The organism is Pseudomonas sp. NFX183, from assembly GCF_047943075.1.
Taxonomy (GTDB): Bacteria; Pseudomonadota; Gammaproteobacteria; order Pseudomonadales; family Pseudomonadaceae; genus Aquipseudomonas.
Window position 1 is genome coordinate 41,449 of record NZ_CP181333.1, and the last position, 14,627, is coordinate 56,075.

The following is a 14,627-nucleotide window of genomic DNA, read 5'->3' on the forward strand; positions in this document are numbered from 1 at the left end:
TATTTCAGAGAGCATGACGGATGGCATTGGTAATTTTTGATTTGGACGACACCTTGATCCACGGCGACTGCGCCACGCTGTGGAGCGAGCAGATGGGCCGCCTGGGCTGGGTCGACCCCGAGTCATTCATGCGCAAGAACAACGAACTGATGGACGCCTACGGCCAGGGCAAGCTGCGCATGGAAGACTTCATGGACTTCAGCCTGGAGCCAATGATAGGCCGCACGCCGGAAGAGATCGAGCACCTGGTAGAGCCATGGGTCGAGGACGTCATCGAGCCGCTGATCTACAGCGACGCCACCAAGACCATCGCCCGCCACCGCGCGAATGGCTACCGGATTCTGGTGATTTCCGCGTCGGGCACTCACTTGGTCAAACCGATTGCGGCACGTATCGGTATTGATGAAGTGCTGGGCATCGACCTGGATGTCAGCCATGGCGTGTACAGCGGCCATACCGTGGGCGTGCTGACGTACCGTGAAGGCAAGATCACGCGGTTGCTGGAATGGCTGGAGCAGGCAGGCGAGACATTGGACGGCGCGTATTTCTACTCGGATTCACGCAATGATTTGCCGTTGCTGCTGAAAGTGGATCACCCGCAGGTGGTGAATCCGGATCCGGTGTTACGTGAGCATGCGCAAAAGGCTGGGTGGCCGATTCATCACTGGGTGTGACTCTATTTAATTGAAATGCAATCAACGGTGGGAGCTGCATTCAACTTGAGATCAGGCCAACGTCTCGTCAATCACCAACACCAATTTCCCCGAAATCTGATTGCTCGCCAACTCAGCAAACGCCGCCTCGGCATCCTTGATCGGGAAGGTCTTGGCCAGTTGCGGGCTCAAGCGTCCCTCGGCAAACAGCGGCCATACATGCTGGCTCAAATCGCTGAACAAATCTGCCTTGAACTGATCGCTGCGGCTGCGCAGAGTCGAGCCGAGCAACTGAATGCGCTTGCCCAGCACCTGCGCCAGGTCGAGCTGCGCATCGCGCCCGCCCATCAAGCCGATCAATACCCAACGGCCGTCCAGGGCCAGCAGCTTGAGGTCCAGCGCGGCGTAGTTGCCACCCACCGGGTCGAGGATCACATCGAACGGCCCGAAATCGCTTAGCCCTTCAATGCCGTCAGTACGTACCACGCCGCCCTGGGCACCGAGTGCTTCGCAGTACGCCAGGCGCTGCGCCGAGCCGACGCTGACCCAGCACGGGCTGCCAAACGCTTTGCACAGCTGGATCGCCGCCGAACCCACGCCACTGGCGCCAGCATGCAGCAAGACTTTTTCACCGGGCTTGAGGCCCGCCAGCTGGAACAGATTCTGCCACGCGGTGCTGTACACCTCAGGCAATGCCGCCGCTTCGGTCAGCGACAAGCCTTCCGGCACCGGCAGGACGTGGCGCGCGTCCACCACCACTTCTTCGGCCATGCCGCCCCCGGCGAGCAATGCGCAAACGCGGTCACCGACCTGCCAGGACGACCCCGGCCCGACCTCACTGATGACCCCGGAGCACTCAAGACCCAACACGTGGCTGGCGCCAGGCGGCGGCGGGTAGAGCCCGGCGCGCTGTAATAAATCGGCGCGATTAAGGCCCGCAGCCGCCACACGAATGCGAACTTGGCCTACATCGCAGGTAGGGCTGGGTTCTGTCAGCCACTCCACATGACCTTCAACGCCTTGCAATGCTTTCACAGTGCCTCCATAGTGAGTCTGGACTGAGCCCGTAGCTGTAGCGCCGGGCTTTTTGCATTATGCGACCGGATCATATGGAACCGGCTCCCTCAAAGACGGCCTAATATGCGTTATCAATTGCCCCCGCGTCGAATCAGCATGAAGCATCTGTTCCCCAGCACCGCCCTCGCTTTTTTCATTGGTCTCGGCTTCGCGTCGATGTCGACCAATACGTTCGCAGCCAACAGCTGGGACAACCTTCAGCCTGATCGCGATGAGGTGATTGCAAGCCTTAACGTCGTCGAGTTGCTCAAGCGTCATCACTACAGCAAGCCGCCGCTGGACGACGCGCGCTCGGTGATCATCTACGACAGCTACCTCAAGCTGCTGGATCCGTCGCGCAGCTACTTCCTGGCCAGCGATATCGCTGAGTTCGACAAGTGGAAGACCCAGTTCGACGACTTCCTCAAAAGCGGCGACCTGCAGCCCGGCTTCACCATCTACAAGCGTTACCTGGACCGTGTCAAAGCGCGTCTGGACTTCGCCCTGGCTGAGCTGGACAAAGGCGTCGACAAGCTCGACTTCACCCAGAAGGAAACCCTTCTGGTGGATCGCAAGGACGCGCCTTGGCTGACCAGCAGCGCCGCCCTTGACGACCTGTGGCGCAAACGCGTCAAGGACGAAGTGCTGCGCTTGAAGATCGCCGGCAAAGAGCCCAAGGCCATTCAAGAGCTGTTGACCAAGCGCTACAAGAATCAGCTGGCACGTCTGGACCAGACCCGTGCCGAAGATATCTTCCAGGCCTACATCAACACCTTCGCGATGTCCTACGACCCGCACACCAATTATCTGTCACCAGATAACGCGGAAAACTTTGATATCAACATGAGTCTGTCGCTGGAGGGCATCGGTGCCGTCCTGCAAAGCGACAATGACCAGGTCAAGATCGTGCGTCTGGTACCGGCAGGTCCGGCAGACAAGACCAAGCAGGTTGCTCCGGCCGACAAGATCATCGGCGTGGCCCAGGCCGACAAAGAGATGGTCGACGTGGTCGGCTGGCGTCTGGACGAAGTGGTCAAGCTGATCCGCGGGCCGAAAGGCAGCGTGGTGCGCCTGGAAGTGATTCCGCACACCAATGCACCGAACGACCAGACCAGCAAAATCGTGTCCATCACCCGTGAAGCGGTGAAGCTTGAAGACCAGGCCGTGCAGAAGCAGATCCTGAACCTCAAGCAGGATGGCAAGGATTACAAGCTCGGCGTGATTGTGATCCCGGCCTTCTACCTGGACTTCAAAGCGTTCCGTGCCGGTGATCCGGACTACAAGTCCACCACCCGCGACGTGAAGAAAATCCTGACCGAGCTGCAGAAGGACAAAGTCGACGGCGTAGTGATCGATCTGCGCAACAACGGCGGCGGTTCCCTGCAGGAAGCCACCGAGCTGACCAGCCTGTTTATCGACAAAGGCCCAACCGTGTTGGTACGCAACGCTGACGGCCGCGTCGACGTGCTTGAAGACGAGAACCCGGGTGCCTTCTACAAAGGGCCGATGGCGCTGCTGGTCAACCGTCTCTCGGCTTCGGCCTCGGAGATTTTCGCCGGCGCGATGCAGGACTACCACCGTGCGCTGATCATCGGCGGCCAGACCTTCGGTAAAGGCACCGTGCAGACCATTCAGCCGCTCAACCATGGCGAGCTGAAACTGACCCTGGCCAAGTTCTACCGGGTTTCCGGGCAGAGCACCCAGCATCAGGGTGTGCTGCCGGATGTCGACTTCCCGTCGATCATCGACACCAAGGAAATCGGCGAGAGCGCCCTGCCTGAAGCCATGCCGTGGGACACCATCCGCCCTGCGATCAAGCCGGCATCGGACCCGTTCAAACCGTTCCTGACGCAGTTGAAGGCTGACCATGACGCGCGCTCCGCCAAGGATGCCGAGTTTGTGTTCATCCGCGACAAACTGGCCCTGGCCAAGAAGCTGATGGAAGAGAAAACCGTCAGCCTCAACGAAGCCGATCGCCGTGCGCAGCACACCAGCATCGAAAATCAGCAACTGGTACTGGAAAACGCCCGCCGCAAGGCCAAAGGCGAAGACCCGCTCAAGGAACTGAAGAAAGAAGATGAAGATGCGCTGCCGACCGAGCCGGAAAAAACCAAGCCGGAAGACGACGCCTACCTGTCTGAAACAGGCCGGATCCTGCTCGACTACCTGAAGATCAGCAAGCAGGTGGCCAAGCAGTAAACGATGGCAGTTTAATGTGAACGCTCCTCGGAGTGTCATCATATAGACATCATTCTGTCGTGAAATGAAGGACCGCAGGCGCCAAGCCCGCGGTCCTTTTTTTTCGATCGAGATCGCCATGACCATGACCGAACAGCTGAATGCATTGGGCTCTATCCTGGCTCAAGGCAGTTTGCACAGCCTGTTCCAACCGATCATTTGCCTGTCTGAACGGCGCATCCTCGGCTACGAAGCCCTCAGCCGTGGCCCCTCCAATAGCCCATTGCACTCCCCGGTCGCGCTGTTTTCCGTGGCCAGGCATATCGGGCGCCTCAGTGAACTGGAAATGGCCTGTCGCGAAAGCGCGTGTCGACGGTTCAGCGAACAGAAACTGCCAGGCAAGCTGTTCCTGAATATCTCGCCGGAATCCTTGATGGAGACCGCGCATCAACCGGGGCGCACCTTGCAACTGCTGCGCGACGTCGGCATTCCCCCAAGCCAAGTGGTGATCGAACTCACCGAGCAGACCCCTACCGACGACTTCGATCTGCTGCAAACCGCACTGCACCATTACCGCGACATGGGCTTCGCCATCGCCCTGGATGACCTGGGCGCCGGCTATTCCAGCCTGCGGTTGTGGTCGGAGCTGCGCCCGGACTACGTGAAGATTGACCGGCATTTTATCGACGGCATCCATCAGGACGCGCTCAAGCGTGAGTTCGTCGGCTCCATCCTGCAAATCGCCAGGGCGTCGCGGGCACAGGTCATTGCCGAAGGTATTGAGTTACCCGAAGAATTGGCGGTGTTGACCGAGATGGGCGTGGACCTGGTCCAGGGCTACCTGCTCTGCCGCCCGCAGGAACAGCCGCCCCAGGAAGCACGCCTGATGCTGCCCAAGCAGGACAACGCCAACCTCGCCCTGAGCGAAGAAGGCAGCGACCTCAGTGCCCTGCTGAACGAGCAACCGGCGGTGGATCAGGACACGGCCACCGCCCAGGTGCTGGAATCGTTCCGCCGTCAGGCCAATCTCAATTCGCTGGCGGTACTGGACGGGCGTGGCCACCCGGTCGGCATCGTGCACCGGCATTCGTTATCGGACGCACTGCTCAAGCCCTTCGCCACCGATCTGTTCGCACGCAAGCCCATCAGCCGTTTGATGAGCGATGACTTTTTGGCGGTTGAGTTGAGCCAATCGCTGCAGCAAGTCAGCCGCCTGCTGACCAGCCGCGCACGGCAACGGATTGAAGAGGATTTCATCATCACGCTCAATGGCGATTACCTGGGCCTGGGGCGGGTGATCGATGTGCTCAAGCTGATCACCGAGCTGAAGATCCAGCAGGCGCGTTACGCCAACCCGCTGACGCTGCTGCCGGGCAACGTGCCGATCCAGCAATGCCTGACGCGGCTGTTGCAGCAACAAAGAGAGTCAGTGATCTGCTACGTGGATATCGACAGCTTCAAGCCGTTCAACGATATCTACGGCTACGGGCGCGGGGATGAGGTCTTGCTCTGCCTGGCGCAATGCCTCAACGACCGGGTTGACCCCAGCCGCGACTTTGTCGGGCATATCGGCGGCGATGATTTTTTGCTGGTGCTGGGCCCACAGGATTGGCGCAAGCGTCTCAACCAGTTGCTGGATGATTTTCACACCCAGTGCCGACGCTTCTACCGCGCTGAACACCTCGACGCCGGCTGCTTTGTGGCATTGAACCGCCAGGGCGCGCGTCAGGAATTCGCCTTGCTGTCGCTGTCGATCGGCGTGGTTCACTTATATCCACAGGCCTGTGGGCAACTCGATGCCAGCCAGTTGGCGGAGCTGGCCTCGCAGGCCAAGCACCACGCCAAGGATGTGGCGGGCTACAGCATTCATGTGATCGACAGCATGGACATGCTGGCCCAGGCGCTTTAAGCCTCGGCAGATTCCGGGTAATCGTATTCGAACACGCGCACCACTTCCGAGGCGTGCCAGGAGGCGGCGGCCACGCCATCGGATGGCCCGCTGAAACGCCCCAGGCGCTCCACGCATTCGAAGAAACCGGTACGCGGCAGGCGGCTGGCACCCTGGCTGATCACCAGTGAGCTGCGCAACGGCTGCTCGGCCTTGGCGTCCAGCGCGGCCAGGTGCTCAAGGGCGGCGGCCAGGGTCTGCATGGCCGGCGTGGGAAATTGCAGACGCTCCAGCAGCGCGCGGTAGGTCAGCAGGTGGCGCTGGCGGCGCGCCTGATCCAGTTCGTTGAGTAATCCATCCCAGTGTTGACGGCTGATACGTAGGCTCAAGATTCATCCCTCCAACCTGCAACGCCCAATTCCCAGGCCAGGCTGCGGCGAATGGCGGCATCCGGCTGGCGTTCACCACTTTCAATCAATCCGAGATACGAGGGGCTGATACCCACGGTGCGGGCCAGGGTTTCGATGGCCAGCCCCCGGGTTTCACGCAGGCCGCGCAGGTCCGCGAGCGGGCGCAAAGCCTGATCGGGAGCGACCTGAGCGTCAGAAGAAGGAGGGAGTGCTGGTTGTTGCTGACCGGCGGCTTTTAGTAGCGCCTGGTACTGGTCCCATGGCAACACCGCGTACTCGGGTTCGCCATTGCGTGAAATTATCTGAATATCCATGACTGCCCCGTAGGATAACAACACTCACTAAGTAAGCTCTTTCCTTAGGAGTGTAATCCTAACAGCCACAAAGGTCGCAGGGGGATAGCCGTGTGATCAGTTTTTTTGCGGGTTTTCCTCAGCCAGCAGCGCAGGCGTCGCAGGCAAGCGCTCAACCACTGCGAGCTTTTCCGGGCGCTGGGCGTCACGCCAGGCGCGAAAGGCGCTCAGTTCTCCGTCCAGGGTCTTCATGACCCATGCCAGCACCGCGATGTCATCGAGCATGCCAAATACCGGGATAAAGTCCGGGATCGCGTCAATCGGGCTGAGGAAGTACATCAAGCCCGCCACCACTGAAATCAGCGCCTTGGGGCTGATCGCCCGGTATTCGCCGCGCCAGTAGGCCAGGCACAGGGCCTGAAGCAATTTGAGATCATCCTTGAGCTTACCCAGGCGATTGCCCTGGCTTGAGCCTTTTGCGGCGACGGCAAACAGCAGGGTTGGCAAACGCCCACGGCCAAGCAGACGCGCGGCCATGGGCAAAAAACGGGTGAAATTGAACGGTGGTTTCATCTGTCACTCCAGTTCCAGGCGACATAAAAGGTTATCCACACAAATTGTGGATAACCTTGTGAACAGAGCCTGTTTTATCGGCTGAAAGCCACGGACTACAAGGCTTGCAGTCAGATCGGGCGTTTTTTGCGCACATAAAAAAAACCCAAGATTTCATTGACTTGGCGTTGATGTGCGGCTACCCGTGCTCGAGTCTTATATCAGACTGTTTCAGTTTGCGGGGGTTCGTTTGAATTTACGTCGGGTGTGAATCACGCGGATTTACCGGGCCGCAGATACGACAACGCCCCGTCGAAACGGGGCGTTGTCTGTACAGGCGCCGATTACTTCTTGGCGGCTGGAGCAGCAGGTGCGTCAGGGGCTTCAGCCTTGGCTGGGTCCTTGATGCCCAGCAGTTCCAGGTCGAATACCAGCACGGAGTTGGCTGGAATCGCCGGGCTCGGGCTCTGAGCGCCGTAGGCCAGGTCAGACGGGATGTACAACTCGACCTTCTCGCCAACGTGCATCAGTTGCAGGCCTTCGACCCAACCCGGGATCACGCCGCTGACCGGCAGGTCAATCGGGCTACCGCGATCAACGGAGCTGTCAAAGGTCGTGCCGTTGGTGAGCTTGCCGGTGTAGTGAACAGTCACCACGTCGGTTGGCTTAGGCTGAGCGCCGTCGGCCTTCTTCACGATCTTGTACTGCAGACCGGAAGCAGTGGTCACTACGCCGTCTTTCTTGGCGTTTTCTTCGAGGAATTTCTTGCCGGCGGCTGCCGACTCTTCGCTCATTTTGGTCATACGTTCTTCTGCACGCTTCTGCAGTGCGGCAAACGCTTCAACCAGTTCGTCGTCTTTCAGCTTCTGTTCTTTCTTGCCGACGGCATCTTCGATGCCTTGGGCTACCGCTTTGGAGTCCAGGTCATCCATGCCTTCCTGGGCAAGACTTTTGCCCATGTTCAGGCCGATACCGTAGGAAGCTTTCTGCGCCGGGGTTTTCAGCTCTACGCTGGTCTGCGAATCACAACCCGCAAGTACCAGGCTAACCAGGGCCACCGCCGCCGCCAACCGATGCTGTTTCATGCTATTTCCTTGTTCGTGCGCCAAAAGGGCATTCGAGTAAAGTCGCGAGCTTATCAGGCGGCCACGACCAATGGCTACCGGCATGTGAGCAGGAAACTTCCGATAAGTTCACGTGTTTAAAAGCATTTTCATTCATGATGGAGGCCCGCGACGGATCGCGGGACTGCCTGCAACCAGGCTCATGGCCACTTGCCGCACCTATGGCGTAGTGGCATAACAACGCGACAACTCGACAAGGATAGTTATCTTGCGCATTTTTTCCCGTGTTTTGCTTCTGATATTGCTCGCACTCGGCCTGCTGCTGGCCGTCGTGCTCTATTACACCATCAACCCCAAGCTGCCCGACTACGTGCCCGTGCAGCAGGTGCGCTACCAGGATCAATGGAGTGCCGCCGATCGCCAGACCTACTACTTCACGCCTCAGGGCACTCAAGTGAAAGGCCTGCACTACGACTGGTTCACCGCCCTGGAGCTGCCGTTCTCCGAACAGCGTTTTGCCACGCCCGAGTACCTGGCGCGCTTTGGTTTTCTGGTCGACCCCAAGCAGGTCCCCACCGCGCAGAACCCCGGCAATCTGCCAGTCGGTTTTGCCCGCCATCAGAATGCCGGCAGCAAGGTTGAATACCTGGATATCACCTGCGCCGCCTGCCACACCGGCGAGCTGCACTTCAAAGGCCAGGCTCTGCGCATTGATGGCGGCTCGGCCCAGCACGTGCTGCCCTCCAGCGTGCCCACCTTGCGCGGCGGCAGCTTCGGCCAGGCACTGGTGGCCAGCCTGGCCGCCACCTATTACAACCCATGGAAATTCGAGCGCTTTGCCCGCCAGGTGCTGGGGGATCGATACGACGCCGAACATGGCCAGCTGCGTCAGGACTTCAAACGGTCGCTCAACCAGTTCCTCAAAGTCGCCTGGAATGACACCCACCGCGGCCTCTACCCCACCGAAGAAGGCCCGGGCCGTACCGACGCGTTTGGCCGCATCGCCAATGCCAGCTTTGGCGACGCTATCTCGCCGGACAATTACCGCGTGGCCAATGCTCCGGTGGACTACCCGCACCTGTGGGATATCTGGACCTTCGACTGGGTGCAATGGAACGGTTCGGCCCAGCAACCCATGGCGCGCAACATCGGCGAAGCCCTCGGCGTCGGTGCGACACTGGACTTCTTCGACAGCGCCGGTCAGCCCCTTCAAGGCGAAGCACGCTACCCATCCAGCGTGCGCGTGCGTGACCTCAACCTGATCGAAGAAACCCTGCAACGCCTCAAGCCGCCCACTTGGCCGGAAGACTTGTTCGGCGCCATCGACAAACCCCTCGCCGCCCAGGGCCGCGCGTTGTTCGCCGAGAACTGCGCCGGTTGCCATGTGCCCGCCGTCAGCCAGGTCAATGGCCGCCCGGTGCAGCAGTTGAAAATGCTCCCCGTTGAATACATCGGCACCGACCCTGGCACCGCCAGCAACATCGCTGACCAGCGCTACGACCTCAGCGCGCTGCAATGGGACCCGGCGGAACTGGCCAGGCTCAACGTCGAACTGCACCCCACGCCGACCGCGCCGCTGGACCTGCACAATATGTCGGTGGCGCAAGGCCTGGCCTACGTCACCGCCTTTGTCGAAGACCACGCCTACCGCGCCGCCGGCGTGACCCCGGCCGAGCGGCCAGGCCTGGACGGTTTCGGCCTGCCTATCGGTGTGCGCGAGGTGCGTGCCTACAAAGCGCGGCCACTGGCCGGCGTGTGGGCCACGCCGCCCTTCCTGCATAACGGCTCGGTGCCGACGATCTACCAATTGCTCTCGCCTCAGGACGAGCGCAGCACCACTTTCTATAAAGGCACGTTCGCCTACGACCCGCGCCACCTGGGCTTTGAAACGCAGGCGTTCAAGAATGGCTTCCTGTTCGATACCAAGATCACCGGCAATCACAACAGCGGCCACGAGTTTCGCGCCGGCCAACGTGGCAATGGCGTGATCGGCCGCGGCCTGCAACCGCAGGAACGCTGGGCGCTGCTGGAATACCTCAAAGTACTGGGCGGCCCGCTGGAGCAACAGTTGCCATGAATATCCGATCTGACTACAAGGAATCTTCGATGCTCGCGCGTCTGTGGCTGCGCCTCGGCGCGTTTCTGGGTAAAACCCTGTTATGGCTGGTGGGCCTGGGGCTGCTGGGCTGGCTGATCGCTGCCGCCTGGTTTGCCTGGCAGCACAGCGGCCCGGTGTCGCCGGACGAGCAGATCCCGCCCGGTGAAGCGGCCATGACCCAGGGCATCATTCAGACGGCCGTGCGCATCGTCGATCAGCACCGCGAAGGCACGCGCTACCTGCGCGATGCGCATGCCAAGGCTCACGGCTGCGTGAAGGCGCAAGTCAGCGTAGTGGCGGATCTTGACCCGGCATTGCGCCAAGGGGTGTTCGCCGAGCCGGGCAAAACCTGGCAGGCGCTGATGCGTCTGTCCAATGGCAATGCTTATCCGCAATTCGACAGCATTCGCGATGCGCGGGGCATGGCGATCAAGTTGCTGGATGTTCCGGGCAAACAGTTGATGGCAGATCAGCAGGCGCGCACCGAACAGGATTTCGTGATGTTCAGCCATCCGAATTTCTTTGTCAGCGATGTGGCGGAGTACGCGCAAAACATCGGCGCCCAGGCCGACGGCAAGAAGGTCCTGGCGTTCTTTCCCAAGGCAGACCCGCGCAGCTGGCAGGTGCGCCATTTGTTTATCGCGCTGGCCACACTGTCGCCTGCCCCGGCCAGCCCGACGCAGACGACTTACTTTTCGGTGTCGCCCTACAAGTTCGGCGCAGCCAATGCCAAGTTTCGCGTAGCGCCTGACCCGCTCAGTTGCCCTGAGTATGTGTTGCCCAAGCAGAACCAGGACCTGCCGAACTTTCTGCGCAGTGCCTTGAGCCAGCAGCTGTCGACCGACCGTGTGCCAGCGTGTTTTGTGTTGCAGGTTCAGCGGCAGAATCCGCAGAAATTCATGCCGATTGAAGACACCAGCATTGAATGGAAGGAGAGCGATGCGCCGTATGAGACCGTGGCGACCGTGCGGGTTGAGGCGCAGGATTTTGATACCCCGGCGTTGAATCTTGCTTGTGACAACCAGTCGTTTAATCCGTGGTTTGGGCTGGAGGCGCACCGGCCGATTGGGGGGATTAATCGGTTGCGTAAGGCGGTGTATGAGGCTGTGAGCGACTATCGGCATAGTCGTAATTTGTGAGGTGTCGGGGGTGAGTACATATCCGTTTTTTGGGTGATGGCGGGTATGGGTTCCGCCCTTACGGCGGGTCACGTTGGAAAAGCCCCAAAGTAACCAAAGGGCTCTTGCCCCACCACTCGGCACCTCGCTTAGGCTTCGGTGTGCCTGAGATCAAAAGCAGAGCACGGCGGCCTAGTAGCCGACCTGAGTGGTAGAAGCTGAGCCGAGGCGGCCTGACAGCCGACCTGATCTTGGAAGCTGAACTCAATCAAATGTGGGAGCTGGCTTGCCTGCGATGGCATCAACTGGTTATGCCTGATACACCGAGGTGTCTGCATCGCAGGCAAGCCAGCTCCCACAGAAAATCAAAGCGGTGCGGTGCTGGCGGGCTGCACTCGGTGAAATTGTGGGAGCGGGCTTGCTCGCGAAGGCGGTGTGCCAGTGACACATGAGCTGACTGACCCACCGCATTCGCGAGCAAGCCCGCTCCCACATTTGGAGCTCTGTGCATCAGGTAGAAGTGTGTTGCTGTGCTTTTGCTTCTATCACTCAGGTCGGCTTTCAGGCCGCCGTGCTTTTGCTTTTGATCTTGCTTGTGATCTGACAGGCCCCGTCAACCACGCTGGCCGAAGTGAAGGCATGCCGAGCCTAGGCGAGGCACCGAGTGGTGGGGCAAAGACCTTTTGGTTACCTTTGGCTGGGCCGGCATTCCGGGCATTTGCCAAAAGTGACCCGCTGTAAGAGCGGAACCGCCAGCCGCCGTTACCGCAGCAACGGATATGCACCCTCCCCCCCCCCCGGCCCGTAAAGAACCCGTATAAATCCCAACTTCCCCATAACGATTCCGTCGTCCCTATTGAGCAACTACCCCCCCCCCCCACCCTCTACCGTCAATTCCTACCCCCAAAACCCGTAGGAAGTCATCGTGGAAAGTTCAACTTTAGGCATGGTCGTCCTGTCAATGATTGCGCTCTTCGGCACCGCCGCGTTTTGCTTCGAGCACCTCGCCACCCGCGGCGAAAAGAAAAAGAAAGCCAAATAAGCTGATCCCTGAAATCAGCAGAACCCCAGTTTTCCAAGGGATACCCCGACACCGGGCTATCCCTTGTTTTCGTTCGCCCGGCAATCACTCATCTATATACCGTCTTAATACCGCCCGCTGTAATCAGTGCCCGGGCTTGATACCCAAGCGCATAACCTCCCCCCGCTTCTTCAACAAGGGGAGTTACACCGTGCTCACACTGACCTTCATTTATGTCGCCAGCGGTTTATGTGCCGTGGGCCTGTTCGCTTACCTAGGCTACGCCCTCATCCGCGCTGAAAAGTTCTAGGGAGTGAACCGTAGCCGGGCAACATCACGCCATTATTAGCAAATACATCCTGCGACGTGCATAGAACAACACCAAAAAAACCATAGCAAAGTTTAATTACGGCAAAACCAGGTACGTAGATAGTTTTCATGGCGTTAGTCTCATTATTTTTGTTGTATATGTGGGATCCGCAGATGTTACCGCTGAGTCAGCCTAGGTCGCCGCCTCCCACCGGCAACGTCACGCCCGTAATGTAGGAAGCCTCGTCCGAGGCCAGGAAAAGAATTGCGCCCGCTTGCTCATCAATGGTCCCGTAGCGCTTCATCAAACTGCTGTCGATGGTTTGATTGACGATTTGCTGGTACCAGATCCGCTCCTGTTCGCTTTGCGGTTGGTTGTTACGCGGGATACGGCGCGGTGGAGCCTCAGTTCCGCCTGGCGCGGTAGCATTGACGCGGATGCCACTGCCGGCAGTTTCCAGCGCCAGGCAGGCAGTCAGTGCGTTAACGCCGCCCTTGGCTGCGCCATACGGCACCCGATTCACGCCCCGTGTGGCGATCGATGAGACATTGACGATGGCGCCGATGCCCTGTTCGAGCATGTAGGGCAACGCGCTGTGGCAGCACCACAACGTGGGGAACAGAGAGCGGCGCACTTCGGATTCGATTTCACTCTCGGCGTAGTGCTCGAAGGGTTTGGCCCAGATCGTTCCACCGACGTTGTTGATCAGGATATCAATGCGCCCAAAACGCGCTTTGGTCGTGGCCATCACCTGCGCGCATTCTGCGTGCCGCTCCAGGTCAGCGGTCAAGGTCAGCGCACGGTCATGCTGCAGTTCATGAACGAGTTCAGAACGGTCGACGGCGACCAGGAACGCGCCCTCCTCCAACAAACGCTCGGCGACACGCCGACCAATGCCCTGGGCTGCGCCGGTCACTAGCGCAACTTTTGCTTTGAAACGTGGGTTCATTTCACTGTCCTCGGTCGGCGTCGCCGCTAACAATTGCATTGGGCGTAAACTTCTCATAATGGAAGTTGGCCGGGACGACGCCCTGATCTTTGAAGTACTGTCGCACCGCGTCGACCATCGGTGGTGGTCCGCAGAGATACGCGTCAACGTTGCCACCGTTGAGCATGTCAGCGGTCATGTGCTGGGTGACATAGCCTTGCTGAGGATGGAAGGTCTGAGGGTCGGCAACGCAGGTGACGAAGCTGAAATTGGGCAAGCGCTCAGTGAGAGCTTTCAGGGCCTCGACCATCACCAGATCCTGATCCCGGGTCACGCCATAGATCAGCGATACCTTCTGAATTTCATCACGTTCGGCGAGCACTTCGAGCATTGACAGAAACGGCGCAAGCCCGGTTCCGCCGGCCAGGAACAGCAGCGGTCGAGTGACCTCACGAAGATAGAAACTACCCAATGGTCCAGTCATTGAGACTTCCTCGGATTCCCGAGCGCGCTCCAGCCAGCTACTCATCAGCCCGTTGGGCACTTGCTTGATCAGAAAGCTCGCGTGTTTTTCTCCCGGGCGACTGCTGAATGAATACGAGCGCGTCTGTCCACTGCCCGGCACGTCAATGTTGACGTATTGGCCGGGTAGGAAAACCGGCGCCTGATCCAGTTCGAAACTGACTTCCAGCGCTGCATCGGCATGGCGAGTAATGCGGGTGATACTGGCAGAGAAACGGCCGGTGCCGGTCTTGCACGTGCTGGAAGGGACCGGCACGGCGAGAACGCAGTCTGATTGAGGCACCATCTGGCAGGTCAACACTTGCCGCTCTTGCGCTTCATCCTCACTCAGCGCGTCCTCGATGTAGTCGTCACCTAGGTCATAGGCGCCGGTTTCGCATCGGCATTTGCAGGTACCGCAAACCCCGTCCGAGCAGTCCATGGGCAGATTGATGCGCTGCCGAAAGGCCGCGTCCAGCACCTTTTCACCTACTTTGCAGTCGATGAAACGGGTCACCCCGTCCTCAAAATTGAGCGCTATGGAATACTTCATGGGT

The 14,627-nt window shown here is 59.5% G+C and carries 13 protein-coding genes; 6 read left to right on the forward strand and 7 right to left on the reverse strand.

The window, feature by feature from the left end; translation table 11 throughout:
* Positions 1-20: 20 nt before the first annotated feature.
* The gene (locus ACM530_RS00220; RefSeq protein ID WP_416364022.1) at positions 21-674 is read left to right on the forward strand and encodes an HAD family hydrolase; all 654 of its coding nucleotides are present in this window, start codon (positions 21-23) and stop codon (positions 672-674) included.
* 51 nt (positions 675-725) lie between these two features.
* Here the strand turns inward: ACM530_RS00220 and ACM530_RS00225 are convergent, their stop codons facing one another.
* Positions 726-1,688: a zinc-binding dehydrogenase gene (locus tag ACM530_RS00225; RefSeq protein ID WP_416364023.1), complete on the reverse strand. Its 963-nt coding sequence runs from the start codon at positions 1,686-1,688 to the stop codon at positions 726-728.
* A gap of 138 nt (positions 1,689-1,826) precedes the next feature.
* Here ACM530_RS00225 and ACM530_RS00230 point away from each other — a divergent pair, with 138 nt between their 5' ends.
* Entirely contained in the window at positions 1,827-3,908 is a 2,082-nt protein-coding gene (locus tag ACM530_RS00230) for a carboxy terminal-processing peptidase (RefSeq protein WP_242193608.1), read from the forward strand.
* 118 nt (positions 3,909-4,026) lie between these two features.
* Positions 4,027-5,796 (forward strand): bifunctional diguanylate cyclase/phosphodiesterase, encoded by a 1,770-nt coding sequence (locus ACM530_RS00235; protein WP_242193609.1) that lies wholly within the window; start codon positions 4,027-4,029, stop codon positions 5,794-5,796.
* Here the strand turns inward: ACM530_RS00235 and ACM530_RS00240 are convergent.
* The 4 genes from ACM530_RS00240 to ACM530_RS00255 all read right to left on the reverse strand — a co-directional run bounded on the left by ACM530_RS00240 (position 5,793) and on the right by ACM530_RS00255 (position 8,115).
* The gene (locus ACM530_RS00240; RefSeq protein ID WP_010565198.1) at positions 5,793-6,164 is read right to left on the reverse strand and encodes a hypothetical protein; all 372 of its coding nucleotides are present in this window, start codon (positions 6,162-6,164) and stop codon (positions 5,793-5,795) included. The two genes, ACM530_RS00235 and ACM530_RS00240, sit on opposite strands and share 4 nt — an antisense overlap.
* Positions 6,161-6,499, reverse strand: coding sequence for a helix-turn-helix domain-containing protein (locus tag ACM530_RS00245; RefSeq protein WP_119735601.1), 339 nt, complete (start codon positions 6,497-6,499; stop codon positions 6,161-6,163). The genes ACM530_RS00240 and ACM530_RS00245 overlap by 4 nt, the downstream gene beginning before the upstream one ends.
* A 96-nt stretch (positions 6,500-6,595) precedes the next feature.
* On the reverse strand, positions 6,596-7,051 hold the full coding sequence (locus tag ACM530_RS00250; protein ID WP_058420139.1) for a YkvA family protein: 456 nt from the start codon (positions 7,049-7,051) through the stop codon (positions 6,596-6,598).
* Positions 7,052-7,374: 323 nt separating this feature from the next.
* On the reverse strand, positions 7,375-8,115 hold the full coding sequence (locus tag ACM530_RS00255) for an FKBP-type peptidyl-prolyl cis-trans isomerase (RefSeq protein ID WP_053255296.1): 741 nt from the start codon (positions 8,113-8,115) through the stop codon (positions 7,375-7,377).
* 247 nt (positions 8,116-8,362) lie between these two features.
* Here ACM530_RS00255 and ACM530_RS00260 point away from each other — a divergent pair, with 247 nt between their 5' ends.
* The 3 genes from ACM530_RS00260 (at position 8,363) to kdpF (ending at position 12,641) form a co-directional block, all read left to right on the forward strand.
* Complete coding sequence (locus ACM530_RS00260) at positions 8,363-10,171, forward strand: di-heme-cytochrome C peroxidase (RefSeq protein WP_416364024.1); 1,809 nt, start codon at positions 8,363-8,365, stop codon at positions 10,169-10,171.
* Positions 10,168-11,331, forward strand: coding sequence for a catalase family protein (locus tag ACM530_RS00265; protein ID WP_178119759.1), 1,164 nt, complete (start codon positions 10,168-10,170; stop codon positions 11,329-11,331). Before ACM530_RS00260 ends, ACM530_RS00265 begins: the two co-directional genes overlap by 4 nt.
* A gap of 1,211 nt (positions 11,332-12,542) precedes the next feature.
* The gene (kdpF, locus tag ACM530_RS00270; RefSeq protein WP_053255293.1) at positions 12,543-12,641 is read left to right on the forward strand and encodes a K(+)-transporting ATPase subunit F; all 99 of its coding nucleotides are present in this window, start codon (positions 12,543-12,545) and stop codon (positions 12,639-12,641) included.
* Between the two features lie 187 nt (positions 12,642-12,828).
* Here kdpF and ACM530_RS00275 read toward each other — a convergent pair whose 3' ends face one another.
* Positions 12,829-13,590 carry a 1,6-dihydroxycyclohexa-2,4-diene-1-carboxylate dehydrogenase gene (locus ACM530_RS00275; protein WP_416364025.1) on the reverse strand — a complete coding sequence of 254 codons (762 nt, stop codon included), beginning with the start codon at positions 13,588-13,590 and terminating at the stop codon, positions 12,829-12,831.
* A 1-nt stretch (position 13,591) separates the two neighbouring features.
* Positions 13,592-14,623 carry a benzoate 1,2-dioxygenase electron transfer component BenC gene (gene benC / locus ACM530_RS00280; RefSeq protein ID WP_369302635.1) on the reverse strand — a complete coding sequence of 344 codons (1,032 nt, stop codon included), beginning with the start codon at positions 14,621-14,623 and terminating at the stop codon, positions 13,592-13,594.
* Between the last annotated feature and the right edge of the window lie 4 nt (positions 14,624-14,627).